This window comes from Mycoplana sp. BE70, from assembly GCF_031455855.1.
Classification (GTDB): domain Bacteria; phylum Pseudomonadota; class Alphaproteobacteria; order Rhizobiales; family Rhizobiaceae; genus Mycoplana.
Map to the genome: position 1 here is coordinate 50,327 of NZ_JAVDTM010000017.1, position 24,831 is coordinate 75,157.

Consider the following 24,831-nt stretch of genomic DNA (forward strand, 5'->3'; position numbering starts at 1 on the left):
GTGACACCTTCGCAGTTCGTCGAGACAGACACGCCGTAGGGAACAAAGGTTGGTGCCTCTGGTTGGGGTCGGCGAACCATGCACTCGATCGGAAACCTTGATGACACGAACGGTGGGCGTCCTGACCTTTCATCGCTGCATCAACTCTGTCTCCTATTGGCAGGCGCGCTGCCTCGTCGAGGGATTGCGGGCGCGAGGACTGGAGGCCACCATCCTCAACCACAGGTCCGCCCGTATCGACCGGACGGAATGGCGCTGTGCCCTGCATCCACAACGGCCGGTCTTGTCCAGTTCCCAAGACGTAGACCGCCATGCCGCCAAGGTCCGTAAGTTCCTGCGGGCGATTTCCGTCCTGCCGCTGAGCGAACCCTTCGCGCTGGATGGGACCGGCGCTCCTCCGGACCACGACCTGGTGCTCGTCGGCAGCGACGAAGTGTGGAATCTTCGTCACCCCTGGTACGGCGGCTATCGGCTGTTCTATGGCGACGGCCTTGAGGGCCGGCTCGCCTCTTATGCGGCGAGCTTCGGCAACTTGAATGCCTCGGAAGGGCTCGGCAGCGACTGGTGCGGCAGGCTGCGCCGCTTCGAATGCATTTCCGTGCGCGACCGCAACTCTAAACGGCTGGTCGATGAAGCGCTCGGCCGGCCGGCGACACTCGTGCTCGATCCATGCCTCCAGTTCGCGCCACATATCAAAAGCGAGGCGACACTGCCGGTCGTTGGGCCTTACCTCGCCCTGTACGGGCACGGATTTACCCGCCAGTTCGGGAGGGCGGTGCGGCATTGGGCCGACAGGCGCCCTGTGCGGGTCGTCAGCATCGGCTATCGCAACGACTGGGCCGATGGGCAGTGGATCGATGCCGGTCCGGACGACTTCGCCGCCTTTATGGCGAACGCGAAGGCGGTCGCCACCAATTTCTTCCACGGCTGCATCTTCGCGCTCATCAATGGGCGGCCGTTCGTCTGCGAGCCGTCGAGCTACCGGTCGAACAAGATTCTCGACCTGGCGGAGGCGATAGGCGCTGAGGACCGCGTCGTCAGCGAGGGAACGCCGTCCGGTGCATTCTCCGCGCTGCTCGATGAGCCACCGGAGTGGGATGTCGTGCAGCGGATCGCCGATCTGCGCCGCACCTCGTCGGAGTATCTTGACCGTGTCCTCCATTGAGCCGCCGGCGCCAGGGCCGCCCAGCCGGCTGGTCAGGCGAGCGATCAGCCCGAGAGACATCGTCGCGTCCGGCCTCTGCATCGGCTGCGGCGCGTGCGTCGCGCATAGCTCCGCGAAGCAGCCGCGCAGGACTTCGAGCGGCTGTGCCCGTTCTCGCCGCTGGCGCCCAATGAGGACGAACTGGCGGAGGAGCGGTGTGCCGAAGCTTCGCATGTGGATCGGCGGATCGGCCGCTTTGAGGCGAGCTATGTCGGGCACGTAGCCGAGGACGGCTTCCGGGCGAACGGCAGTTCCGGCGCGTCGACCCGCTGTTGGCCGAGCGCGTGGCCCTGACGCTGGGCCTCTTCTGCGGCCATATGAAGAGCCTGCGCCTCGTCGAGAGCTTTGCCTGGCAGATGGGCGTGCGGCCGGAAACGGTTCGCGGAGTGGACTACCGGCTAAAGCGTTCGGATCAGCCGGCCAACTGGTATGTCGCGGAGCTGATGCTCGCCGACAGCGGCAGGCGGCAGCGCCACTGGTGGGACATGGCGGACGGGGACTGGGGCGCGGGGTTTTTCCAGAACCGGGCCTGCGATTTCTGCGATGACGTCGTCGCCGAGACCGCCGACATCTCATTCGGCGACGCCTGGGTGGAGCCCTATTCCTCCGACGGCCGGGGGACGAACGTCGTGATCGTGCGCACCGGTCAACTGAACGCGCTGCTGCGGGCTGGGATCGCTGAGGGCAGGCTCGAGCTTGAGAAGGTGGACGCGGATTTCGTGGCGCGCACGCAGGCGGCAGGCCTGCGCCATCGCCGCGAGGGGTTGGCGTTTCGGCTGCAGTGTTTTCGCGGACCGGTCCGGCCGAGGAAGAGGGTTGAGGCCGGGGACAAGGGGCTCTCCGCCCGCCGGAAGTTGATCTATGCGATGCGCCAGAAAATCGGCCGATGGAGCCACCGGGTGTTCTGGCTCGCGCGGCTCGTGCGGTGGCCGGGCCTCTATCTCGGCTGGGCAAGCGCGGCCCTCTCGCTCTATCACGGGCTAGCCTATGGGCGCGGTTGGCCAGGTTGGCTGCTCGATCGGCTCGGCTGGGCCGGCATGGAGGACCGCGACCCGTAACCATCAGCTGCGGCCAGAGAGCGGCGGGCGCCCGGCGCGTAGCGCGCCGTCATCCGCGCGCAGAATTCCGCGAATTCCTCCGGATGGATCGGGGCGCTCGTGTGGTGCGGCGCAAGCCCGCGGTGTTCGGGCGTGAAGCAGAAGGTGACGGTGACGTCGAAATCCTCCAGCGCCGCCATCTGCCGATCGAACCAGTCGAGTGCGCCCGGCCGAAAACTGTCGGCCCAGGACAGGCCGGTCCTGAGATAGGTGACGCCGAGCCGCTTCATCCAGGCGACGGCGTCGTCGAGCCGCGGGTCTTCGAAATGGAACCACTGCACCAGCCCGATCTCCGGCGTGTGCCGCATGAACTCCTCGACCGCTGGCTTTGGCGAACCGTCCTCGCGCAAGAGACCCATATAGAAGTGCCGGTAGTACGAAGAACCTTCGGCCTCACGGTGGCGCGTGGTCGCTTCCCAGGCGCGCGGCAGGTCGTAGAGGCTGTACCATTGAATGCGCTCGGCCCCTCCCGTCAGCAGGGCGAGGGTGCGCTCGAGCCCCCACCGCTGCACCTCCTCGGCGCCGAAGCTGGAGACGCCGACCTCGCTGACCCAGATCGGCAGGCCGGTGACGCTCCTGATCTCCTCTATCCTCTGCGGCCACTCGCCGATCTGCCAGAGGTTCCAGTCGAGCGGAAAGCCGTGCACCGCGACGGCATCGACATGATCCAGCACGCCGTAGTCCTTCATGCGGCGGATGAAACCTGGATCGATCGGTGAAATGCCGCCGAGCACCCGCGTCAGTGACGGATCGGCAGCGGCGATACCGTCCCCTGCCAGGATCGCCATCTTCGCAAAGAGGCTCCAGTCCGGGTCGATCTCCGGGTCCCAATGGGACTTGTTGTTCGGCTCGTTCCAGATCATCGCTGCTTCCATCATGACGGGCTCCCCTTGGCTGGATAGACCGGCCTGCCATGCTCCGGCCGTTCGGCCGTGCGGCAGATGTAGACCTCGCTTTCCGGATGCTGGGCGATTTCGAAGCCGGAGCTGCGCAGCATCGCCTCGACGCAAGCCGCATTCGGGACCCACCAGTTCGTCGGGTCGTCCGCATAGCGGTGCTCGATGAAGTGCAGGCGCGGGAAGTCCGGCCGCTCGAAGGGATCGCTTCGCCAGAACGAATAATTCTGCTCGACGGCCGCTATCTCGGCCGCGCCACGCTGCATCGACTGAAAGACGAGCAGGTCGCCGGCCGCGTGTTCGCGGATGAGGTCGAGGGCGAGGAGGGGGTGGCGTAGATGATAGAGCACCCCCATGAACAAGACCACGTCGAAGCGCTCGCCGAGAGCCGCGATGTCGTAGACCGAGAGCCTGCGGAATTCGATGTCAGCTCCCGCCATTTCCGCCGCAAAGCGAGCCTGCGCGAGGTAGAAGTCGTCGAAGTCGATGCCGACGACACGGTCCGCGCCACGCCGCTTCATCTCGATCGAATAGAAGCCGGCATTGCAGCCAATGTCGAGCACCGTCCGACCGGTGAGGTCCAGGGGAAGCGCTTCGGCGAACTTGCGCCACTTGACGCGCGGATAGTCGCCGAGGAAGTGATCGGGGGCGGTCGCCACCCCACCGAGCTCGATGTTGTGGAACCACGGCCCGAGCTCTCCAATCCGACGGCGCACTTCGTTGGTAGTCATGGTCATTGCGGCAACGCTCCCCTGCCTGTGTCACGGGACGATTTCGTTGAGCGTCAAGAGCTTGGCGCCCCAGTCGCCGACCACGACGGTGGTGACGGAGGCGGGCGCCACGTCGAAACGCGGCCAGGCGTCGGCTGGCAGGCCGAGCACATGGCTGACGACTGCCTTGATGACGTCGGCATGGCTGACAAGGACCAGCCGCCGATCTCCCGGTTCGGCCGCGAGTGCCTCGACGAACGCGAACGCCCTTTGCTGCACGTCGAGCATCGTTTCGCCGCCCGGCGTCCTTGCCACGCTGCGCAGGCTGTTCCACCGCCGCCAGCGAGGATCGCCATCGAGGACGTCGAAGGTCTTTCCCGACCAGTGCCCGAAGTCGACCTCGTCGAGCTCGTCTGCCGTCCGCACCGGAGCCCGGCTGTTCGCCGCGGCAATCGCCGAAGCCGTCTGCTGGGCGCGTTCACGCGGGCTGGTATAGATCGCGGCGAAGTCCTCGCGGGCCATGCGGGAGCCGAGGCGGCGTGCCTGCGCCCGGCCCGGTTCGCTCAGCGCCACGCCACCCGCGCGGCCGGCGAGGAAACGGCCGACGTTGTCGTGGGCGGCGTGGCGGACGAGGAAGAAGGTCGTGGTCACTCCGCCGCCCCCCGAAGCGCCCCGTCCTCGTCGGCAATAAACGCTTCGACCAGGCGCCGGGCCTCGGCATCGGTGAACTGCCGGGGCGGCGACTTCATGAAGTAGCTTGCCGGTGCCACCAGCGGTCCGCCGATGCCCCGGTCCAGTGCCAGCCTGGCGCAGCGGATCGCGTCGACGACGACACCGGCGGAGTTGGGCGAGTCCCAGACCTCGAGCTTCAGCTCGACATTGAGCGGCACGCCGCCGAAGGTTGTTCCCTCAACGCGGATATAGGCGAACTTGCGATCGGCGAGCCACGGCACGTGATCGCTCGGACCGACATGGATGTCGCCGGGTTGAAGGGGCACGTCGAGCTGGCTCAGCACCGATTGCGTCTTCGAGACCTTCTTCGATTCGAGGCGCTCCCGCTCCAGCATGTTGAGGAAATCGGTATTGCCGCCGAAGTTCAGCTGGTAGGTGCGGTCGATGCGGACCCCGCGCTCGCGAAAGAGAGTGGCGAGCATCCGGTGGACGATGGTCGCGCCGACCTGACTCTTGATGTCGTCGCCGATCAGCGGCAGTCCCTTCTCGGCAAAGCGCCGCTGCCACTCTCGACTGGAGGCGATGAACACCGGAATGCAGTTGATGAAGCCGCAACCCGCCGCAAGCGTCTGCTCCGCATACCAGCGTGTGGCCTCTTCGGAGCCGACCGGCAGATAGGAAACGACGATGTCGGTCTCGGTGCGCCGCAGGATCTTGGCGACGTCCACGATCGGTTCGCCGGATTCCTTTATTTCATCGCGCAGGTAGCAGCCGATGCCGTCGAGCGTCGGCCCGCGCATGACGCGCACGCCGATCGGCTCGACGTCGGCGAACCGATGGGTGTTGTTGGGCGGCGCGTAGATCGCCTCGGCCACATCGCTTCCGACCTTGATGGCGGCGACGTCGAAAGCGGAGACGACCTCAATATCGCCGACGCGGTAGCCGCCAAGGTCGACATGCATCAAGCCGGGTACCGGCTCGTTGTCGGTGGCGTCGCGGTAGTAGGTCAGTCCCTGGACCAGCGAAGAGGCGCAGTTGCCGACCCCGATGATCCCGATGCGAATGCTCCTCGAAGCCATTTTTCCTTGCTCCCCGGCATCTACAATCCTCACCGAACCGGTTCGACCCTGAATGGTTCCCTGCAAATATTCACGTCGGCGGAGGTGTCGGGGACCATTTCTGCCGATCGGATGTTTGAGCGGATCGACGGAGGTGCGACGATGCTGGTTTATGGCGATCTGGAGCGGGTCGAGGCGGGGGCCTCCCTGGTCGCCGGGATCGACGTGGCTCTGTCGACCTGCCTGCGCCTGCCGGCCGGCCTCAAGCGCCACGCAGCACTCGTGAACGCATTCCTGCGCGCCGGCCAACTCGCCCAAGGCATCGCCGATGCCGAATTCGAGGGCAATGGCGGCTGCGAAAGCTGCGAAACACGCCGTGATCACCTGCCTTGTCGGTTCGGTCTCGTCGAATCGAAATGCCAGTCCTTTTCCGGTTCCGCGGGCGGATGCTTGTTGCCCGTAGCATCGTCGCTGCCTGTGATTAACCGCGGCTTCGCACTAAAACGGCATTCTTGGACGCTCCCTTGAGGCGCCGTCGGGCGCGCGGCCGATGAGATCGCTTGCCCTGAACGGCAAAGGAGAAACAACATGTATACCCCGGAAATGCCCTGGGCCGTTCCTGTCCGCGTCCGGCTACAAAGTGGCGTCGAGCGTTCGTTCGCGAGCGTTTACGATGCACTGGACTTTCTGCATAACGAATGGCCGACACGCCACGGATGTCGCTACGACCGGGCAATCCAGCAGTGCAGCGACGCGCTGCGACGGGCGCTTCCATCGGCGGTAGCGCGGGAGGCCTTCATCGCCGCCTGTCTCGAAGCCGGCATGTCGACTGGTAGTACACGGCGCGCTATGCGCCGCCAGCCGGCTGCTGCCCCGGAGCAAAGTCCGGCCGCCATCGACGGCCGCTTTCGTTCCCTAGTACGGATACATCGCGTCACCACGACCTACTGAGACCTCGGAACACCAGCCGCGGCCGGATGGCACCGGAAGAACCTGACCGAACCCGATTGCGACCGGACCGTCGCGGTCGACGATATTTTCCTTGAGTAACGAGTGGATAGGTTGTGAAGGCCAGCGCCCTTCGGTTCCATGCGTTGCTTCGAGTCCGGCTAAGGCTGGACGGGCAGTTGCGCAAGATCCCCTCGCCAGCTTAGATGCAAGAGTTCGGTGCCGCGCGCGGCCTAGGCGCTGCTCAGCCCTTGTCGACGAACTTGTTGAAGCGGCTCACCTTGCCATCAGCCGTTTTGTCCTGATGGAGAAACGCCAGCTTTCTCTCGTCGAAGATGCGGAAGAAATCGTCCCAGGAGATTTCCTCGAGGGCATCTTCGGGCTCGCCGAAGTCGATGCGCAAGACACCGCCCTCTTTTGCGCCCTTTACCCGCGAAGGGCTGCCTTTGCGCTCCTCAACCCACTTTCTGATCTCCGCATGGTTCGACGTCATTTTCGCTTCGCTCATGACTAACTCCTTGCTCGGGTTCGGCAGTCCGGTTCTGTTTTGGTGAGCTGTTTTTCCAAACCGCGCCACCAAGCACCGGCCATAACGGGCATTACGATGGAACGTTCCCGGGAGATTCGAATCGGCCAACGCTGGGCAAATGCCTCAGGGCGTCTCCTCTCGACACCGGCACAACCCGGCACTTGTGTGGATGTAGATCGCGCCATCTTTTTCGTACGCCCTCTCGCTGCTTCGGCGGTATCGCACCGACGGGAAGGCGGGCGTACTCGGCGCCTGCGGCAGTACGGATGACGCGGTCGATCGGACTGCTCGTTGTGCCTAACTGAACAGTCCGACTTCGCAGAGGAGTTCGTTGATTTTTCGCAGGTTTAAGAGCCGACGACGATGAGCGGCGTTCGGCCGGATCGCGTCGGCCCAAAACTCATTAGCTGTCCGACCAAAGACTAGGCTGCAATAGCATGAGCCAGATCGCACCGCGCAATCCCGTAGCGCCATCGATGGCACGTCGCTTCGACTCGACTTTGATAAAACAGCATCAGTTCGTTGTCCTGAATTATGACCGTCGAATGTCCGTTTTCTCCCCTTTCTGCAGGAGTAAGGATTGGCCCTACGGTGCGATAAGGTCCCTCCACATCATCGGCGATCGCAAAGAACACACGCTGTCGCGTGCCACGCTCCCCTGTCGGGAGGAAACAGGTTGCATTCAACAGCACGCGGCCATCGGGCAACTCGACGAGTTGCCCACCTTCAATGCCCCATTCATAGTCCGGATCATCGCGGTGATTGTGATGCGGCACATCCGAATGATCCAGGATCTTTCCGACACGTTCCCAAGGACCAAACCAGCTATTCGTTGCGCTGCGGGCAAGGTAAATATCCGGCTGGGGCACCCGGTCGAACTTAGGCATCGCCGAATAGACCATATATTTGACGCCTCGAATTTCTGCGGGATGCGGGTCGTAAATTCCATGCTCGGCGCTGCCCACCACCGAGACAATTGCCGGCGGTAAAACCACCCAGGTAAACCCGTCGTTCGACACAGCGTGCTCGATTCGTCCGCCAGGCCTCATGAATTCAGTCTGGACGAACATATGAAAGACGCCGTCGGCGAATATCACCCCCGGAGCCGCAATCCCCGAGCCGTTGATCGGCAGCACAACTGGATCGTGTTCAGCCCAAGGGCCATCGATTTGTTCTGCCGTGGCATGGAATAACGTCCACGTCTCGGTCGTTACTGTCCCGGCGGAACCGAACATATGCCAAATGCTGCCGTCAAAGACAGGACATGGGTCCTTCAGGTCGTCCGTCTCTTTTGGGTGGAACAACGGAAACACGTCGCTCTGAAATGTCACATTCATTCTTTGCTGCCCTATTCGAAGCATCTGACGGAGGCTGGAGAACCCATTGGTCGTGCCGTTTCGCGGATGACATAGCGATTTCCGTATCAAGGGCAATCCCTAAATTAGCGTGCCATGAAAAATCCATAGATGCGGGAACATTCAGATCCTGATTGCAGTTCACAGTTCGAGATTCACATAGAGCTGAGCAGGACGTCCATAAGCGCGCAGAGGAGTAAATCCCCATGCATGATCTCCATGACATAGAGACATTTGCTCCGGCGCAACATCGGCCTTGCCTTCTCTGTTTCTCACATTTGCGATGGAGATTCGTCTTCCAACGACCGCAGCACCTGATGACGCTGGCGGCGCGCGACTACCGGGTACTGTACATTGAAGAACCACTGTTTGAGGAAGGTGCCGAACCGGACATCCGCGTCGAACCTGATATCAGCGGCGTAGAGATCGTGACACCGATCTTGCCGACGGGTCTTTCGGAAACGCGAGCCGTTGAGGAACAGGCAAAACTGACACAGCGGGTGGTGACCCGCGCCGGATCGCGTGTGGACGTCTGCTGGTACTACACGCCGATGGCCTATGAATTTAGCGACACTATCGCAGTTGATGTGCGGGTGTACGACTGCATGGACGAGCTATCTGCCTTCAAGGGCGCGTCCAGAAGGCTATCGGACAACGAACACAGGCTGCTGGACGTTGCCGACGTGGTCTTCACGGGCGGAAGGAGCCTGTATGAAGCCAAGCGACAGCTGCACAAGGCGGTCTATCTCTTTCCAAGTAGCGTAGACCAGGCCCACTTCAGAAAGGCGAGGCGGTCCGACCTGATCGAGCCGGCTGTTCAATCCGGTCTGGATCGGCCGCGGATCGGCTATTTTGGCGTAATCGACGAGCGAATGGATCTCGAACTTGTGGAGGCCGTTGCGCGCATGCGGGCTGATTTCCAGTTCATTCTGGTCGGCCCGGTAGCCAAGATCGAGGAGGCATCCCTTCCGCGGGCCGGCAATCTGCACTGGCTCGGCCAACAGGAGTATCGCATGTTGCCCAACTTCGTGTCCGGGTGGGACATGGCATATATGCCCTTTGCCCTCAACGAATCTACCCGGTACATCAGTCCGACGAAAACGCCGGAATTATTGGCGGCCGGCGTTCCCGTCGTCTCGACACCGATCGCCGATGTGGTGCGGCCCTACGGTGAACTCGGGCTCGTCAAAATCGCGGCTTCGCCGCATGACATGCTGGCCGCGATCGAGGCCAGCCTCTCGGCGCCCAAGGAGTTGTGGCTTCGAGGGGTCGATAATTTTCTTGCGGGCATGTCGTGGGAAAGCACTTGGTCCAACATGCACGAAATCTTGGTCGCAGCTGCTTCGCTGCCCAGGTTACGCGTAGGGATGGCTCCGGCTTTGTCCGCCGCCCGTGCGAACCATGTTTGATTGGCTGGTCGTGGGTGCAGGCTTCGCCGGAAGCGTGATTGCCGAACGCTTGGCAAGCCAGCGGGGAGACCGAGTGCTCCTCATCGATCGTCGCAACCATGTCGGTGGCAATGCCTACGACCACCACGATGCCGATGGTATCTTGATCCATCAGTACGGCCCCCACATTTTCCACACCAACTCCGAGGCGATCGTCGAATATCTTTCCGCATTCACCGGATGGCGGCCGTATGAACATCGCGTCCTGGCAGCAGTCGACGGCCAACTCTTGCCGATTCCGATCAACCGAACGACGATCAACCGGTTATATGGCCTCGGTTTGGAATCCGAAGACGACGTCGAGGCGTTCTACTCGGCCCAGGCCGAGAACATTGCGAACGTCACAAACTCGGAGGATGTGGTCGTGTCTAGGGTCGGACGCGACCTCTATGAGAAGTTCTTCCGGGGCTACACCCTCAAGCAATGGGGACTGGATCCGTGGGAGCTGGACAAGTCAGTGACCGCGAGGGTTCCTGCCAGGGCCAACGACGACGATCGATACTTTCTCGATTCCTTCCAGGCAATGCCCCTACATGGCTACACGCGAATGTTCGAGCGAATGCTGAGCCACCCGAACATCACCGTAATGCTGCAAGCTGAGTACGTGGCCATCCGCCGCGACGTGCATCCAAAGCAGGTGATCTATACGGGCGCAATCGATGAGTACTTCGACTTCTGCTATGGAAAATTGCCCTATCGCTCGTTGGAGTTCGATCACGTTACGTGTGATTGCGAATGGTACCAGCCTGCCGCGGTGATCAATTATCCGCAGGACAAACGCTACACTCGCATCACCGAATACAAGCACATGACAGGCCAGATCCACCCGCGAACGAGTATTACATTTGAATACCCGACAAACGATGGTGATCCGTACTACCCTATCCCGCAAAAAGCCAATCAGGAGCTATATACGCGCTACAGAAAGCTCGCAGAGCGGCTAAAAAATGTCCGTTTTATCGGCAGACTGGCAACCTATCGCTATTACAACATGGATCAGATCGTGGGCCAGGCGCTCGCGGAATTCAGGCGGATCCAGGCAGAAGTGCCGGCGTTTCGAGGGCAGAAGGTTAAGGAGCGCGTGGGAGGTTCGTTAACGGCGAGGTGAGCCGCATGCTGCATGTCTCACAATCGCGACGAGTCGAGCTTTGGGGAGGGATCGAATGCTCGGTCGTCCGCATTGGCAGCGCGTTTCGCAACCAGGTCGTCGAAACGGGCCACGACGTTAGGCTCAACGACCTGTCGCTCATCGCCGATCTCGGGATCAGGACGGTTCGTTATCCTGTCATTTGGGAGACCATCTCCCCGCGCTGCCCCCATTTGGCTGATTGGGCTTGGCACGATGCGCGGATCTCGCGGATGCGGCAACTGTCGCTGGAGCCAATAGTCGGATTAGTTCATCACGGAAGCGGCCCAGACTATGCGCGGCTCTTGGGCGGCAACTTCGCAGAGGGTCTAGCGCTTCACGCCGCAAGTGTGGCGGAACGCTATCCGTGGGTGACTTGGTATACGCCCGTCAACGAGCCCCTGACGACTGCCCGCTTTTCGGCACTTTACGGGCTTTGGCAACCGCACCTCCGCGACGAGAACGCGTTCTTCAGAGCGGTCGTCGAACAATGCATTGCAACGGTAATGGCCATGTCGGCCATTACATCAGTCAACGCCCACGCCAAACTGATACAGACGGAGGATATAGGCAGAATTTTTAGCACGCCAAGTTTGAAGCAACAGGCAGATTACGAGAACGAACGCCGATGGCTAAGCCTGGATCTACTGTGTGGCCATGTCGACTCCCACCACCCCTTTTACAGCACGCTCATCGAAGCTGGAGTTACCGAAAGCGAACTCGCATATCTCCGAGACAGGGGCCCGGTCATCGACGTCATAGGGATGAACCATTATCTCACCAGCGATCGATATCTGGACGAACGGCTGCCCCTTTTTCCGCCGGAACGTCACGGCGGAAATGGCCGAGAAAGCTATGCTGACATCGAAGCTTTTCGAGCTGATTTGCCTGACGCGGATCTGGGCCCTGCCGCCCGACTTGCAGAAGTATGGACGCGCTACCACCTCCCGATAGCTGTCACGGAGGTGCACAATGGTGCCCCGCCAGGGGATCAAGTGAAGTGGCTGATGGAGGTCTGGAAAGCGGCCCATGAATTGCAGTCCTTGGGAGCAGATGTGCGTGCTGTAACGGTATGGTCGATTTTCGGAGCAATGGATTGGGATAGCCTTCTGACCGAAGAGAATGGACAGTACGAGTGCGGCGTTTTTGACGTCCGTGGTACAGATTTAGTGCCCACACTCATGGCAGATGCCGTACGCGCGCTAACTACCGCAGGGAAATGGGACCACCCCGTGCTGTCCGAGCCGGGGTGGTGGCAACGAGCGGAGCGTATCTACACGAACCTGAAATCCTGAGCTGCGGCCTGCCAGCAAACTGGCAGGAAGCGAGGACGCGCACTGCGGACCGCCGTCCGGTCGGCAGTCGGCTAGTATTATCGGCATCGGGGGCACTGTGACGTTTGCTGTAATACAGGGGCAGGCGAAGCGGCGTTCATGCAGGACCCGATGCAGGAGAACATACTGAAGAGCATCGCTGCCAAGAGGAGGGCCTAAAGAAAATCCAAGCCGATCGGACTATCGGCTGCGTCCAAAGGCATGCTGTTGTGAAGGTGGGCGTACGCCTTGGCTGGTTGAGGCCCTATTGTTGGCGCTGCCGCTGCCATGTCGCTTAAGACGACCAGAGACGAGGAGAACGTATGAACGAGCGAACTAGTTCTGACGATGATGACGGACGTGGCTGGTATGGCGAGTCGCGGCGCCAACGCCGAAGCACCCCGACGGGATGGGACGAGCGGCGAAGCTAATCCCCCCGGGCGCGGTTCCTACGCGTACCAGGGTAGCGATAACTGCCGCCCCTCTCAGACCTAACTGTGTTTGCTCGGCGCACCCACACATGCCGGGCATTTTGGGGAACTATCACTCCAAGCCGCCGCCCACAGCGAACGGAATCTCCCACCAGAGTTTCCCAATAAACTTACGCTGAGCGCGGCGTAGCTTCACGTGTGCCACATAAGCCCACCACACTTCTGGCCCAATACATCGGGTCCCTTTCCATCATGATCACCACGCTAGCGATGGGCAAAAGCTGGAACTGGAAGACGTTCCCACTGACGGGATAGTGCGTACAGACGTATTATTATTGCTGCCCGGAACCATCTAAGGGGCTCCCAGTTAAATAGCCGCGGAGATGAACAAGGCCTATCTGCTTCGCTACAGGTGAGCGAGATTCCGCGTATTTTGGAGTGCCGATCGCCCTGCTGTTCGTGCTTTTGTTGACGCAATTCGCAACCGCGCTCGACGGCGATGAAATGAGCGCGCCCGCTTCGATCCGCGGACAGATATTCACTCCTCGCAACGAGACCTTGCCCGGTAGGAGGCAGTCATGTCAAACCAGACAAAAGACGGCGGCGACGCACGCAATACAGGCACGAGCCCGACAACGTTCGGCCGATCGGTCGAAAGCCAAGCGCAAATGAAAGATGCGGCTGCACTGGGCTCTGCCGATCCAGGAGATGCGTCGCTCCACGTTTACCGACTCGTACCAATTGCAGCACGGAACGATCCTCGATGGGGAAATTCACCCTACCAGGGGGAAGTGGTCGTCGCAGCACGCTCGCCCGGGGACGCCCGAATTGTCGCAGCCAGCCGGGAATTGGATTACATGGAAGTGGACGCCGCCCCGGCTGATAACGTTACGACCAGCAATGCCAGTGCGTTCCGATCGGACAAACTCTACAGCGTTATCGAGATAGACCGCGACCGGACCGACCTGGAACGGGGCGTGCTTGAGGGAAATGTTTCCGTGGCGACGATCAAGCCGACGCGACTGTAGATGCCACGGCTGTATGGTGCGTCCAAGGGTTACTTTCGTTCGGTGAGGATCGAGGCACAATATAGTTACCGTCGCAAATTATTGAGTTTACGGTTCGCACTGTCCGACCTCTATGGTCGCGGCCTGCTCTTGCGGACGCGCTTGCTCTGTTTGCGCTCGCCTCGCCAGGAGGCGCTGTTGCAGGCCGGAATTGAGCGCCGGGCAATACTTGGCGGGCGTTTTCGCGTCAGAAGACCTTACCCCCCTTCGCCAACGCATCGTGCTCCACTTCATCAGGGCGCGCTTTAAGAAGAGCCTGATAGCGCTTCAGAACAAAGTGCGGTCAGCCTATCGAAGGCCGAAGAATGCTAGCACTGCCAGTACGATGACGACCAAGCCGACGATGTAGATTATTCTGCTCATGCTTCGCTCCAGCAGGAAAATCGCGGGGATTCTGCCATCAACAACATTGTCGACGTTGGAAACTTCCAATTCTGGCGCTGCGGCCAAACCGCGGTTGCAGTGCCACCCTGGAATGGCCGCTTGAGACCCCCAATCCCGCCTCCAAGGCGTCTCCTTTCTTGATGCGAAAAGTTGAATTTGAGAACCCAACCGACAGTAATAGACTTCCGCATATTTTGCGTGAGGGCAGGTCGACCGCGATGAGACATCTCCGCACTCCGTCTTTTGCTCGAACAGGTAATCCCTAAAAGTGAAGCTGCGGTAGACTTTGAGGTGGAGCACACTTTTCCGAACATTGGTTCACCCCGATAAGTATCTGGTCAAAATGGCAAAGAACCTCCGCCACGGGCGAATTTTCCTCGACTATCTTCGCAATGACCGCATGGCCACTGCGGTGGCTCCTTTGTCACCTCGAGCCCGCCCAGGCGCGACGGTCTCAATGCCGCTTACTTGGGCTCAGGTGAAAACCAATCTTGATCCCAAGCGTTTCATCATGCGAACAGTGCCCGCCCTTCTTAGACGGTCGCAGGCCTGGCAGGGCTACTGCGATGCGGAGAGGTCCCTGGAAAAGGCAATTCGACAGCTTGAGAGGACCGTGGCAACCGCTGCCTGATGCGCGGAGTTACAGAGATGGTTGAAGAATCGCCTTTTGGCCTGCCCCTTGGTACGGAACCAATGGAGGCGCGGTCCGCCGAAAGCCTTCCGATGGACGAAGGTTGGCAGTACGAACCCAAATGGGATGGTTTCCGGTGCCTCGCGTTCAAGAACGGTAAGAATGTCGATCTGCGCGCCAAATCCGGCAAGCCACTAGGGCGCTATTTCCCCGAGATGGTCGATTTCTTGAGCTCGCTGTCGATCCCCCAATTCGTGATCGATGGCGAACTTGTTATTGAAGTCGAGGGAAGGCTCTCGTTCGAGTCACTGCAAATGCGGCTCCACCCTGCTGCAAGCCGCGTTCAAAGGCTGTCCACACAATCTCCCGCAAAGCTTGTTCTATTTGATATTTTAATGTCGCCACGTGGAAATGACGTCCGAAGGCGCCATCTGCGGGAGCGACGGGCTGAACTGGAAGCCCTCGTGGAGGCGATTGGGTCGTCCCCGCGCTTAGCGCTATCTCCCTTCACCCATGATCCAATAATTGCAAAGCTCTGGCTTTCAGAAGCGGGTAACGGCGGGACTGACGGTGTAGTCTGCAAACGGGTCGACCAACCCTACCTCGCGGGCGAGCGTGCGATGACAAAAGTTAAACGTGTTCGCACCGCAGACTGCGTCGTCGGCGGGTTCCGCTACGCGAGCGATAGTGACCAGGTTGGGTCTCTGCTTTTGGGTCTATACAACGACGATGGTGAGTTGGATCACGTTGGCTTTACTGCCACAATAACCGATAGCGAGCGGCCAGCGCTAACCAAACAACTGGAAAGATTGCGACGAGCCCCTGGCTTTACCGGGAAAGCTCCGGGAGGACCCAGCCGATGGAGCACCGAAAGAAGCGGAGAATGGCAACCGTTGAAGCCGGAACTAGTCGTCGAGGTGCGGTTCGACCACGTGACAGGCAAGCGCTTTAGACACGGCACCAAACTCCTCCGTTGGCGTCCAGACAAAAACCCCACGCAATGCAAGCTAGAACAGATTGAAGTTGCGACTGGGCCGAGGTGACTGCCAATGCATTCGATGTGCATCATCCTCGCGTCCATGAAAACAAAGCACCGTCCGGAAATAGACGTACAATGTCGATTGCCCTTTTCTGAAGCGAAGCGGCAATGCCTAGTGATCAAAACGACTTGGACATGATCAACCGCCATACCGCGCTCGCCGAGCAACACATTGTTGAGCAAGAGCGGCGGATCAGCCTATTGGAACTGCATCACCATCCGACCGCCGACGCGATAAAATTCTAGACGTACTGAATGAGTTTTTGCGGCTGCACCAGATGCATAGCTAGAAGATCAAGGACCGCTCTGCACATTGCGCTTTCATGGACGATAGATGTGCCCGGGCATTGCAGCCGTTAGAGAAGCTGTTGATCTCCGATCATTCCCGAGAAGGTGCTTGAACGCCACCTGCGAGCAGCGAACGAGGACGGTTGAAACCCCGCCAAGGCCTTCGTGACGTTCAAGCGATCAGGGAACAAGGTGACGCTTTAAAGGTTCCATCGCGTCGGAAAATCGTTCCGAAGGAGACGGCAATGCTTAGCGATCAAGACGAATTGGATTGGATCGAGCACAACATCGCTGAAGCTGAGCAACGCATAATTGAGCAAGAGTACCTGATAAGTCTGCTGCAACTGCACCACCATTCGACAACCGGAGCAGCAGAGCTTCTCGACATCTTGAATAAGTTTCTGCGGCTGCATCGGTGGCAGCGGCAGGGAATTAAGAGGCGCGCCCGCGCCTCATACGGGAGGTGCTTGAACGTCATCTCGGAGATGAGCGGAAGGGACAGGGGTTGTTCACCGCTCAAGTGACGTTCAAGCGGACACATAAACACGCGTGCGTTGAAAATGTTCCAACGCCGCGAGTTCTGTTGGGGGAAGGCGTGAAGGGCCTCGTGCTCTTGCGGTCACACGAAGGCCCTTCGCGCTGCTTGCCTGTTGGGCGGGTGACGACGGGGGAGTCCGCCACCCTTGGAGTGCACAAGCAAGCACTAAAACACGGATCGGGTCGAGAGGTTCCGGACGAAAAAAATTTTTCGGTGACAAAAGGGCCCCCGTAAGTGCGGCTACTACTCACGGAGGCCCCTCCGCTTGATCGGGCGACAGGAAACGAGGGGAAGCCGCCCTGTGCAATGCAAGCAATCGCTAAAACATGGGTTCGGTCGAGATGTTCCTACGTTCAGAAATTTTTCGTGGCTGATCGAAAGGGCCTCCATGAGATCACCACTTCTCACGAAGGCCCCCTTCGCCAACCTGCTTGTCTAGCAAAAGAAGCCGCTGCGCTGACAAGCGATTGCTAAAACATGGTCACGCTCGAAATGTTCCCGGCTTCCGAATTTTTGTTCTTGGGGTGTTCGTATTTGGACAGTGTCAGTGCCACAATTTGCAGTATCCAAACTGATATGTGCGAACCGAAACCGAACAAAGACCGCGGATGAAGAACGTGAAGAATGGGGACATGCCTCCGTCCGAAGGTGCGGAATGGGTGCACCGCGCGGGCAATTGGGGGGCAACACGGAGACATGTCGTAAATTAGAATACGCTAATAAATTGCAAACGCAATCTAATGTTCCTCGGCGCGTTTATGAGCGGTCATCCGTCATTCGATATGTGTGAAGAAGAATAATCGCGTCAGAAGCATTGCCAAGGACGCGGCAACGACAATGCCAATCCGTCCGAAGCCCCACGTCTATGACTATCCCCTGCAAGCTAAGATAAAGTACAACAACAATCATAGCGAAAGAAATGGAAGCCGCGACGTAATATGCAAAGAGCACCATTTCCTAATGTTTCAAAGAGTCAGAGCAACTTGAACTTAAACGATGGCAGAAGATCTTCCATTAGCCGACCCTGGACTTCAAATGGGCTTGCTTAGGTAGCTCGAGCCTTGCACGGCAAATCGCCAAGGTCGCTCAACCGCTTTTGTGATCCCAATTCGACCGTCCCCTTGCCACCGGGGCTGGAATTATGGGAAGTACCCGCAGAAAGGGTGGTTCGTGAATTGGATTGTGCCTCGCACTGTCCAACGCTCGGCCTCGGGAGGCCGCGCCGCATTCAGCCGGTCGGGCCTCTTGCTAGTAGCCAGTCATCTCAAGATAGCCTCGCCCTGACGTGCTGCCTTCCAATGTTATCGGCCCTTCCCAGTATGGCGTTGAAGTCTTCATCCATGCTTGGTCGTTGAGCGCCTTCGTCCGGATATCAAGGCCTCGTTTTGGTATCCTTAGCCTCCACTCAACGGGGATCGCTTTACCTCCAACATCGGCTGTCCTTACCGGTTCAAACAAAACCTCATCCGACCTGAGCGGCCAGGTCCTCCCGTCGGCCCCGATCCAGTTCGCCGAAGTGTAGCCCAGTCCCTTGTCGCGGAGGTGGAATGCCATGACCTTTTCTCCGGAAGCCAGATGCAGGGAGAACCAATCCCAGCCGGTCTGGTCTGATGCCAGGGGCTGCGACGACCACTCCCGGTCTAGCCACGCCTTCCCGGTAACCTCATGGGATACTCCATCGAGTGTCACTGTGCCGGCGGCCTCGTAGAACGGCTGAGAGTAATAGTAGCTCGCCTGGCCCGCTGAGGATTTCACGGAGTATCCATGATCTCCCTGGAGGACCAACGGTCCTTTGGCCTGAAGGGTCAGCTTATACGCGAACTCCGGACCGTTGGCACTGAGGTCGAGGTTGTCCAACTCATCTTGGGTCGCAGTGCCGCTGCTTTTCATCTGCCAATCGTTAATCCACGCCTCGAAAGGCTCTATGTTGGCTCCGGCCTGCCCAATCCCGCCTCTGGCCAACCGCTCGGCCACATAATGGCGGCTTTCGGTTGTGACGGCGGCATGCCCAATCCAAACTTGCGGGCTAGACCATCCTTGGCGCTCCCCAGGAGCAAGCGCCGAGCGAAATAGCGTCCACTGCGCGCCCAACTGCCGACCATCAGCGGCCTGCAGGTTGGCGGTGATATACCACCACTCGATACGAAAATTGGGGTGCGGTCCGTGATCGCGAGGAAACTCGAGCTTCGTCCCCCTTTGGGGTACCGCGAAACCTTCGGCCTTCGATCCAAGGCCCGCGAAGCCCTGCGCCACGACCGCTATTGGCGGGAACAGGGCCGCGGCCAAGATCGTGAAAAGGATCGTTCTAGCGTTCATTTGCGAACACCTTCAGGAGATCGCCGGACTCGGTCCTTGCAAGTCGACGTATCGGGACCGCAACCGAAATGATGGCCGCGACGAGAGCGACGACGCCGAGCCTGAGCCAATCCAATGGGAATAGGATTATTGGTAACCGCCATCCGAAAGCCTCGACATTGATGATCGCCAGTAGGACCCAGGCAAGCGCCAGTCCAACCGGGACCGATGCAATGAAGGTGGCGAGCCAGAGAGCAAGCGTCCGCACGACCTCGACGAGCGCAAGGTCACGGCGGCGGAGCCCCATCGCCCACACGGGAGCAAGCTGCGGCAGACGCAGCGATGACAACGTCAGCAGGCTTGAGAACATAGCAAACCCAGCGACGGCCAGGGTGAGCACGTTGAGCGTTCCCGTTACAGCAAAGGTCTGTTCAAAGATTGCAGTGGACTGTTGCTTGAGGGAAGCTTGGTCAATGATGTTGTTTTCAGGGAGACCGAACTTTTCGGCGAGACGCCTTCTGAAGGACGGCACCTGGTCTGGTTCCATGCGCAGACCGTATCGCAACTTCGGAACATCGGGGTAGTGTCGAACCAGAGCATCGAGGCCAATGATGACTTGACCTGACGGATTGCCATAATCGGAGAAGACGCCGACGACCCGGGCTTCCCAGCCGCCGGGTAGTTCAATTTGCCCCCCGAGCGACAATTTGCCCGCCCGCCAAAGCTGCTCGTTGATCAACGCGCCGCGACCGCTGGCAACCGCGTCCCATGTCGTTGGCGACCCGAGAATCAGCGGCCAGTGATCGCGGTAGGTTGCATCGTCCGCAACGCCATAGATTTGCATCTGCTGGCCGAACACCTCGCCTTCCGTACTCCAGATCGGCAGGGTAGCCTTCGCGTGATCGGGAAACCATTGCCGTAGCCGTTCGGCTTCATGCTCATCTCGCGCCGTCACATAGACCTCTGCGGCTAGACGCTGATCTAGCCAGCCGAGGAATGTTTGGCGGAAACTGGAAACCATCGTGCCGACGCCGATGTTGGCTGACAGGGCAAGCAACAGTGCCATGAGCGCAAGGGAAAGGCCTGGCAATTGCTGACTGGTGTCGGCCCAGAACCAGTGGATAAGAACATGATTTGACCTCTTCTTCCCCATGGCCATTACGACTGCCAGCATCGGTGGGAGGATCAGCGCCGTGCCCATAAGCAGGGTGGCGAGGACGGCAAAGCCAGCATAGAGACTTTTACCAACTACGATTAGCAGACAGGATGCTAACAGCAGAATGGCACCAATGCTTGCCTGGCCGATTAGGCCTTTCATCGAGGTCATTGCCCACGCCCTATGCTGCGCAGCCGCAAGTATGGGCATCTTCCAGACCCTCCAGAGATGTTGAGCCGAAGATAGTACCGTGCCAATCAACGCGATCGCCAGACCTGCCAGCCACCATTCCGGCCTAAAAGAGAGCGCCCCCGGCACACTTGCTCCATAGAGACCACGCAGTGTTGCAGCGACACCAGGCAGAAGCGCTGACGCCACGAAGTAGCCGAGAATGACACCAATTGCCCCGGAGATAAGAGCAAAAAATATCGTCTCGACAAGCAGCATGGCCGTCAGCGAGTGAAGGGAAACCCCCAGCGACCTGAGGGTACGGAAAGTGCCGCGACGCTGCTCGAAGGCAAGGCCCGTGGCCGAGTAGACGATGAAGAGGCCGACAACGAAGGCAAGGAAGCCGAAGGCGGTAAGGTTGAGGTGGAAACTGTCGGTCAGCCGAGCGACATTGGGTTGTTCCCCGGCATCCTTAAGCGCAAGCTCCGGCGCAATCGCCCCGATGGGTTCAAGACCTGGCCTCTGCGACCGCGCGACGACGATCCTGCTTAGTTCCCCGTTGCGGTTCAGCAGGCGGTCCGCGGCCCCAATGTCGATGAACGCCGCGCCATCCGGAAGATCGGCAGCTATCCTGACTGGAATGCTCGTTGCTTCCTTGAGACGGGCTGCAGTTGCCGCAGACACAATCAGCTGCCCTGGTCCACCAACGAAATCGACAAGATCGGGTGCGCTCGAAACCGACACCGCCTGAGCCTCGGATGGCATGCTTAACGGATCAATGCCGATAAGCCTAACCCGGGATTGACCAAATCTGTGATCTCCTTCGATGACGGGCGACACGTTCCAGCCCGCTCGGCGAAGCTTGACATATGTGTGCGCCAATATTCGCCCGCCATCCTTGGCAACAAGTTGTTCGAGTTGGTTTTGCTCTAGCACGGCCGCCGCGCGTCCGTAGCTCGCTCTCGCTTCTGCATTGATCGCCTGGACCCCGGACCACAAAGCCGTTGCAAGTGCCACCCCGACAATCAGCGTTGCCAATTGAAGCGGTCTGTATCGCCAGTGGGAAAGCAGCGCCCAGAACGCGATCCAGCTCATGCGGCGACCTTCCCGCTCGTCAACGTAATCCGGTGGTCGAGCCTGTCGGCTAGTCGATTGGAATGGGTGACGAGCAGAAGAGCGATGCCTGCCGATCTCGTGAGCCGCAACATAATTTCGAGGACCGCGTCAGCCGTGCTCTCATCAAGATTACCCGTCGGCTCGTCCGCGAGCACGAGGGGCGGCCTCGCCGCCAATGTCCGTCCGATTGCCACCCGTTGCTGTTGTCCACCCGAGAGCTGCTCGGGGTAGCGGCGAAGCAGTTGGCCGATGCCGAGCGCTTCGACAAGTTCACCTTCCCAAAGCGGATCGAAACGCCGGGCCAGCTTCGCATGGAACGAGACGTTCGCTCTTACGTCGAGACTGGGAATGAGATTGAATTGCTGGAAGATCACTCCGACGTCGGTCCGTCGAAACTCCGCGCGGCCAACGTCGTCGAGCTTGGTGATGTCTCGCCCGTTCACCAAAATGGTGCCGCTATCCGGCTTGTCCAATCCGCCCGCCAAGTGGAGGAGAGTGCTTTTCCCGCTCCCCGACTCCCCTGTGAGCGCAAGGCTCTCACCTTTGGCCAACACGAAGCTCACTCCCCTAAGGACGGGGATTCGGCCTTCGGCCGTTTGGTAGGATTTTTTGATGTCTGAAAGGGAAAGGATCATGAAGGTCTCAACCTGCGAACTTCACCCGTGGTGCGCCGCAATCCAGATACGGCCCTAACCGGGAGGCCGTTTGAATGTTTCCGCCGTGTTACATTGTTTGCGAGCGTGGTGCAGGTCAACCGGATCGACACAAAGGGCATCAATGGCCGACGAAGACCGGGCTTTATGGCACGGACTATCTGCAGCGGGCTCTGATTGCCTCGGAGCCAATCGTCCTCAGGATGCCATTTATCCGACAAGTACGCGGAGCTTTGCTCTCCCGCGAATGCAATGGTTCGGAGAAATACGTCATCACTTTCCCAAAGAAAGCCAAAGACTGGATTGGCTGAAGGAAGGCAATCCGTGGACTCTTGATGGATATGGGTATCGCCGTCGGAAAACTCTAGCTGAGGAATTTCACGCTGGCTGTCCCATTGAGCGGCCAGCGTGAAACGATCCTGTTAGTCCACTAGAGTTTGCAACATCTCCGGGTCAACGACATCTTCAGATTCAGTAGCGCGTCCGCTCCAGCGCGATCTCGTCAACGGTATACGGCGCAGCCCGGTCGTCGAAACGTGACCACCCTTGCTTCACATAAGCGCTTCTGCGGCCGGCGACATCAACCTGGTTGCGCTCCCGGAGGATTTCTTCTGCCCGATGCGCAAGGGCATCATCAACCCTAGCCGTAACAAGCGTGCCGCCGCGACGAACACCCTCTGCGTAGACATGTGCATCTTCTTCATCCACGCCCGAATCCGTGAGCCCCCCAACGATACCGCCCGCAGCACCTCCAGCCACTGCTCCGGCTGCAGCGCCCGCCACGGTAGAGGCGAGCCATCCGGCAGCAACCACTGGTCCGACGCCCGGTATCGCCATCAATCCGAGCCCGGTCAATAGGCCGACAACGCCCCCGCCAGCGGCCCCGATGCCAGCACCTGTACCCGCGCCTTCGGCAGCGTCGCTGTGGTCGGAAGAATACCGGTCACCGCTATTGTTGGCGACAATGCTGATGTCATCTGAGAGGACACCCGCTGCCTCGAAGGAACGTGGTGGCGCGCCTGGCGCAAGTGAACCAGATCTATCGGGAGGCGGGATCGGTCGGGCTGGCAGAAGAGTCCGGCGCGAGGATGTTCGCATCTCGGCATGCGCCCATAAAGGCATATCGAGCTTCTTCCAGCGTCTTAGGTCTCCGAAGCGCATCAATGCATGCTCGCCTGGCTTGACTAAGGTGCTCATCGTCCCCCTTCGGCCATATCTTTGCGAACGCGGCAAGAGCGTCATCCGGCCCCCGTATGGCAATTATCGTACCGCTGGGCGTGGTGATGTAAACCGGCGATTTCCAGTGGCCTGCGTTCATGACGCGGCGCCTCCTAAAACGCGGAAGGATGAAACCGAGCCCACTACTTGAGCGTGGGCGGTGTGCGAATGGGCTCATCCGGGTTTTCGTCTGGGTTGGGCAACGGCTCTTCATCCGGCAAGCGTTTGGGTGGTGGTTCCGATACCGGTGGCGGATCACTGAACGGCGGCACCGGTGGGTCTGAATCATGCCCAGGTGGCACGGGGATGCTCATGGCAGAAACTCCTTCCGCCGAAGTCAACTCCGACGGAGCGACGTTGTTCCTGTGTCGCGTGAACGACGATCAGGCTTCCCAGCGCAGGCTTTTGGTGCAGGAGAGTGAGGGTGCTTGAACGTCATCTAGGAGAAGAGCGGACGGACAGGGGTCGTTTGCCGCTCAAGTGACGTTCGAGCGGTTACAAACACGCTTGCGTTGAAAAGGTTCCATGCAAAACTTTCTTGTTTTCGGGAAAGGGCCTCCGCGACGGTGAGGAGCTTATGTGTTTGCGGCGGAATCGTTTAGGTCATCGGACCGGGCCAGTAGACGGAGATTTTGTTGTGAGCTACGCAGCGCGCTACCGCTGTTTTGTCGCGCTTATGAAGTTTTGAGACCCCCGGAACGCCTCATTCGACCGCAAAGTTTGCGACAGCAAACCTCCACTTCAGGAGGCCGGCGACGGGGGTGTCGCCGGCCAAAACAGAGGCAGGGCCAATTTTCACACCGCGCGCTGAAGCAGAGCCCGAAAGCTGCGATGCAATACGCGGCAATCACATCGCCGATTGCGGCCTGCTGCTGGGGGGCACCGAGGACAAAGGTGCCGCTGTTACCGGTAAATCCTGCTTCAAGGCACGCGGCACAGCGATGCTTGAGGTGGACAAGGCGAGCGGCCGAACACGAGCCGCCCTGAAAAAGGGCGCCGCCCTGTTGGTCGCCGATGATGTCGGCAACGTCATCTGGCGAGTGACCCCCGACGTTGCGTTGACGAAGGCAGCCGCAGTCATCGTTGCCGCTCATATGGCGCCCTCGGTTATCGGAGGTTTGCCGCAAGGTTATCCCACGAGTTTCCGTATCACGTCGACCAGTTCGCCGGGATCAAATGGCTTGGAGAGGACGGGCGCATTTCCAGGAATCTCACTGATGGCCTGCGCGCCGTAGCCGCTCAGGACAAGGAAGGGAATGGCCCTTTTGGACGCCGCTTCAGCAATAGGTCGTGCGCTGGTCCCGTTGAGGTTCATGTCCAGCACGATTGCGTCCACGTGCTCGTGTTGGAGAGATTTCAGTGCCCTTTCCACACTGATGCTGGGTCCGACCACTTGGGCCCCAGCATCGACCAGGGCATCCTCGATCGACATTGCGATCAGCGCCTCGTCTTCGACCACGAGAATGCGTCGTCCTGCCAAGAGCGCAGTCA

The 24,831-nt window shown here is 59.7% G+C and carries 21 protein-coding genes and 2 pseudogenes; 11 read left to right on the forward strand and 12 right to left on the reverse strand.

Annotation, left to right across the window (positions count from 1 at the left end; translation table 11 throughout):
- Positions 1 to 100: 100 nt before the first annotated feature.
- Positions 101 to 1,165 carry a polysaccharide pyruvyl transferase family protein gene (locus J2Y48_RS23805; RefSeq protein WP_310423597.1) on the forward strand — a complete coding sequence of 355 codons (1,065 nt, stop codon included), beginning with the start codon at positions 101 to 103 and terminating at the stop codon, positions 1,163 to 1,165.
- Positions 1,152 to 2,262 (forward strand): annotated as a pseudogene (locus J2Y48_RS23810) (Coenzyme F420 hydrogenase/dehydrogenase, beta subunit C-terminal domain). The gene J2Y48_RS23805 and the pseudogene J2Y48_RS23810 overlap by 14 nt, the downstream one beginning before the upstream one ends.
- Here the strand turns inward: J2Y48_RS23810 and J2Y48_RS23815 are convergent.
- From J2Y48_RS23815 to J2Y48_RS23830, 4 genes are read right to left on the reverse strand one after another with little or no spacing between them, the layout of a single operon-like run.
- Positions 2,190 to 3,179, reverse strand: coding sequence for a beta-xylosidase (locus J2Y48_RS23815; RefSeq protein ID WP_310423600.1), 990 nt, complete (start codon positions 3,177 to 3,179; stop codon positions 2,190 to 2,192). The pseudogene J2Y48_RS23810 and the gene J2Y48_RS23815 overlap by 73 nt on opposite strands.
- Complete coding sequence (locus tag J2Y48_RS23820) at positions 3,176 to 3,934, reverse strand: TIGR04290 family methyltransferase (protein WP_310423603.1); 759 nt, start codon at positions 3,932 to 3,934, stop codon at positions 3,176 to 3,178. The genes J2Y48_RS23815 and J2Y48_RS23820 overlap by 4 nt, the downstream gene beginning before the upstream one ends.
- Positions 3,935 to 3,958: 24 nt before the next feature.
- A complete protein-coding gene (locus J2Y48_RS23825; RefSeq protein ID WP_310423606.1) occupies positions 3,959 to 4,558 on the reverse strand; it encodes a histidine phosphatase family protein in 600 nt (199 codons plus the stop codon).
- The gene (locus tag J2Y48_RS23830) at positions 4,555 to 5,658 is read right to left on the reverse strand and encodes an inositol-3-phosphate synthase (RefSeq protein ID WP_310423609.1); all 1,104 of its coding nucleotides are present in this window, start codon (positions 5,656 to 5,658) and stop codon (positions 4,555 to 4,557) included. Before J2Y48_RS23830 ends, J2Y48_RS23825 begins: the two co-directional genes overlap by 4 nt.
- Positions 5,659 to 5,799: 141 nt before the next feature.
- On the opposite strand from J2Y48_RS23830, the gene J2Y48_RS23835 reads away from it, so the two are divergent.
- Together J2Y48_RS23835 and J2Y48_RS23840 are read left to right on the forward strand one after the other, a co-directional pair.
- Positions 5,800 to 6,165, forward strand: a complete 366-nt coding sequence (locus tag J2Y48_RS23835) for a hypothetical protein (protein WP_310423665.1) — start codon at positions 5,800 to 5,802, stop codon at positions 6,163 to 6,165.
- 60 nt (positions 6,166 to 6,225) lie between these two features.
- Complete coding sequence (locus J2Y48_RS23840; RefSeq protein WP_310423612.1) at positions 6,226 to 6,588, forward strand: DUF982 domain-containing protein; 363 nt, start codon at positions 6,226 to 6,228, stop codon at positions 6,586 to 6,588.
- A gap of 241 nt (positions 6,589 to 6,829) precedes the next feature.
- Here J2Y48_RS23840 and J2Y48_RS23845 read toward each other — a convergent pair whose 3' ends face one another.
- Both J2Y48_RS23845 and J2Y48_RS23850 read right to left on the reverse strand, forming a co-directional pair.
- The gene (locus tag J2Y48_RS23845) at positions 6,830 to 7,093 is read right to left on the reverse strand and encodes a hypothetical protein (protein ID WP_310423615.1); all 264 of its coding nucleotides are present in this window, start codon (positions 7,091 to 7,093) and stop codon (positions 6,830 to 6,832) included.
- Positions 7,094 to 7,536: 443 nt separating this feature from the next.
- A complete protein-coding gene (locus J2Y48_RS23850; protein WP_310423618.1) occupies positions 7,537 to 8,451 on the reverse strand; it encodes a hypothetical protein in 915 nt (304 codons plus the stop codon).
- A gap of 335 nt (positions 8,452 to 8,786) precedes the next feature.
- On the opposite strand from J2Y48_RS23850, the gene J2Y48_RS23855 reads away from it, so the two are divergent.
- The 7 genes and pseudogenes from J2Y48_RS23855 (at position 8,787) to J2Y48_RS23885 (ending at position 16,720) form a co-directional block, all read left to right on the forward strand.
- On the forward strand, positions 8,787 to 9,878 hold the full coding sequence (locus tag J2Y48_RS23855; RefSeq protein WP_310423621.1) for a glycosyltransferase: 1,092 nt from the start codon (positions 8,787 to 8,789) through the stop codon (positions 9,876 to 9,878).
- Positions 9,871 to 11,025: a UDP-galactopyranose mutase gene (gene glf, locus J2Y48_RS23860; protein ID WP_310423624.1), complete on the forward strand. Its 1,155-nt coding sequence runs from the start codon at positions 9,871 to 9,873 to the stop codon at positions 11,023 to 11,025. Before J2Y48_RS23855 ends, glf begins: the two co-directional genes overlap by 8 nt.
- Before the next feature lie 5 nt (positions 11,026 to 11,030).
- Entirely contained in the window at positions 11,031 to 12,338 is a 1,308-nt protein-coding gene (locus J2Y48_RS23865; RefSeq protein WP_310423627.1) for a family 1 glycosylhydrolase, read from the forward strand.
- Between the two features lie 1,027 nt (positions 12,339 to 13,365).
- Positions 13,366 to 13,815, forward strand: coding sequence for a hypothetical protein (locus J2Y48_RS23870; RefSeq protein ID WP_310423630.1), 450 nt, complete (start codon positions 13,366 to 13,368; stop codon positions 13,813 to 13,815).
- 742 nt (positions 13,816 to 14,557) lie between these two features.
- A pseudogene (locus J2Y48_RS23875) lies at positions 14,558 to 14,869 on the forward strand (ATP-dependent DNA ligase); the annotation flags it as partial.
- A gap of 17 nt (positions 14,870 to 14,886) precedes the next feature.
- Entirely contained in the window at positions 14,887 to 15,912 is a 1,026-nt protein-coding gene (locus J2Y48_RS23880; protein ID WP_310423633.1) for an ATP-dependent DNA ligase, read from the forward strand.
- Between the two features lie 529 nt (positions 15,913 to 16,441).
- Positions 16,442 to 16,720 carry a hypothetical protein gene (locus J2Y48_RS23885; protein WP_310423636.1) on the forward strand — a complete coding sequence of 93 codons (279 nt, stop codon included), beginning with the start codon at positions 16,442 to 16,444 and terminating at the stop codon, positions 16,718 to 16,720.
- Between the two features lie 1,262 nt (positions 16,721 to 17,982).
- On the opposite strand, the gene J2Y48_RS23890 is transcribed toward J2Y48_RS23885, so the two are convergent.
- The 6 genes from J2Y48_RS23890 to J2Y48_RS23910 form a co-directional block, all read right to left on the reverse strand.
- Positions 17,983 to 19,050 carry a lipocalin-like domain-containing protein gene (locus tag J2Y48_RS23890; protein ID WP_310423639.1) on the reverse strand — a complete coding sequence of 356 codons (1,068 nt, stop codon included), beginning with the start codon at positions 19,048 to 19,050 and terminating at the stop codon, positions 17,983 to 17,985.
- Positions 19,040 to 21,448: an ABC transporter permease gene (locus tag J2Y48_RS23895; protein WP_310423644.1), complete on the reverse strand. Its 2,409-nt coding sequence runs from the start codon at positions 21,446 to 21,448 to the stop codon at positions 19,040 to 19,042. The genes J2Y48_RS23890 and J2Y48_RS23895 overlap by 11 nt, the downstream gene beginning before the upstream one ends.
- Positions 21,445 to 22,104 (reverse strand): ABC transporter ATP-binding protein, encoded by a 660-nt coding sequence (locus J2Y48_RS23900; RefSeq protein ID WP_310423647.1) that lies wholly within the window; start codon positions 22,102 to 22,104, stop codon positions 21,445 to 21,447. Before J2Y48_RS23900 ends, J2Y48_RS23895 begins: the two co-directional genes overlap by 4 nt.
- A 489-nt stretch (positions 22,105 to 22,593) precedes the next feature.
- Entirely contained in the window at positions 22,594 to 23,220 is a 627-nt protein-coding gene (locus tag J2Y48_RS23905) for a hypothetical protein (protein ID WP_405030305.1), read from the reverse strand.
- Positions 23,162 to 23,629 (reverse strand): DUF982 domain-containing protein, encoded by a 468-nt coding sequence (locus tag J2Y48_RS25495; RefSeq protein ID WP_405030306.1) that lies wholly within the window; start codon positions 23,627 to 23,629, stop codon positions 23,162 to 23,164. The genes J2Y48_RS23905 and J2Y48_RS25495 overlap by 59 nt, the downstream gene beginning before the upstream one ends.
- A gap of 840 nt (positions 23,630 to 24,469) precedes the next feature.
- Positions 24,470 to 24,831: response regulator (locus J2Y48_RS23910; RefSeq protein WP_310423650.1), on the reverse strand; the 362-nt coding region annotated here is incomplete at its 5' end.

Excerpts from the sequence above, each read along its gene's own strand:
- J2Y48_RS23805 (WP_310423597.1), top strand. The coding sequence starts at position 101 with ATGACACGAACGGTGGGCGTCCTGACCTTTCATCGCTGCATCAACTCT.
- J2Y48_RS23815 (WP_310423600.1), bottom strand. The coding sequence starts at position 3,179 with ATGATGGAAGCAGCGATGATCTGGAACGAGCCGAACAACAAGTCCCAT.
- J2Y48_RS23820 (WP_310423603.1), bottom strand. The coding sequence starts at position 3,934 with ATGACCATGACTACCAACGAAGTGCGCCGTCGGATTGGAGAGCTCGGG.
- J2Y48_RS23830 (WP_310423609.1), bottom strand. The coding sequence starts at position 5,658 with ATGGCTTCGAGGAGCATTCGCATCGGGATCATCGGGGTCGGCAACTGC.
- J2Y48_RS23835 (WP_310423665.1), top strand. The coding sequence starts at position 5,800 with ATGCTGGTTTATGGCGATCTGGAGCGGGTCGAGGCGGGGGCCTCCCTG.
- J2Y48_RS23840 (WP_310423612.1), top strand. The coding sequence starts at position 6,226 with ATGTATACCCCGGAAATGCCCTGGGCCGTTCCTGTCCGCGTCCGGCTA.
- J2Y48_RS23845 (WP_310423615.1), bottom strand. The coding sequence starts at position 7,093 with ATGAGCGAAGCGAAAATGACGTCGAACCATGCGGAGATCAGAAAGTGG.
- J2Y48_RS23850 (WP_310423618.1), bottom strand. The coding sequence starts at position 8,451 with ATGAATGTGACATTTCAGAGCGACGTGTTTCCGTTGTTCCACCCAAAA.
- J2Y48_RS23855 (WP_310423621.1), top strand. The coding sequence starts at position 8,787 with ATGACGCTGGCGGCGCGCGACTACCGGGTACTGTACATTGAAGAACCA.
- glf (WP_310423624.1), top strand. The coding sequence starts at position 9,871 with ATGTTTGATTGGCTGGTCGTGGGTGCAGGCTTCGCCGGAAGCGTGATT.
- J2Y48_RS23865 (WP_310423627.1), top strand. The coding sequence starts at position 11,031 with ATGCTGCATGTCTCACAATCGCGACGAGTCGAGCTTTGGGGAGGGATC.
- J2Y48_RS23870 (WP_310423630.1), top strand. The coding sequence starts at position 13,366 with ATGTCAAACCAGACAAAAGACGGCGGCGACGCACGCAATACAGGCACG.
- J2Y48_RS23880 (WP_310423633.1), top strand. The coding sequence starts at position 14,887 with ATGGTTGAAGAATCGCCTTTTGGCCTGCCCCTTGGTACGGAACCAATG.
- J2Y48_RS23885 (WP_310423636.1), top strand. The coding sequence starts at position 16,442 with ATGCTTAGCGATCAAGACGAATTGGATTGGATCGAGCACAACATCGCT.
- J2Y48_RS23890 (WP_310423639.1), bottom strand. The coding sequence starts at position 19,050 with ATGAACGCTAGAACGATCCTTTTCACGATCTTGGCCGCGGCCCTGTTC.
- J2Y48_RS23895 (WP_310423644.1), bottom strand. The coding sequence starts at position 21,448 with ATGAGCTGGATCGCGTTCTGGGCGCTGCTTTCCCACTGGCGATACAGA.
- J2Y48_RS23900 (WP_310423647.1), bottom strand. The coding sequence starts at position 22,104 with ATGATCCTTTCCCTTTCAGACATCAAAAAATCCTACCAAACGGCCGAA.
- J2Y48_RS23905 (WP_405030305.1), bottom strand. The coding sequence starts at position 23,220 with ATGCGAACATCCTCGCGCCGGACTCTTCTGCCAGCCCGACCGATCCCG.
- J2Y48_RS25495 (WP_405030306.1), bottom strand. The coding sequence starts at position 23,629 with ATGATTCAGACCCACCGGTGCCGCCGTTCAGTGATCCGCCACCGGTAT.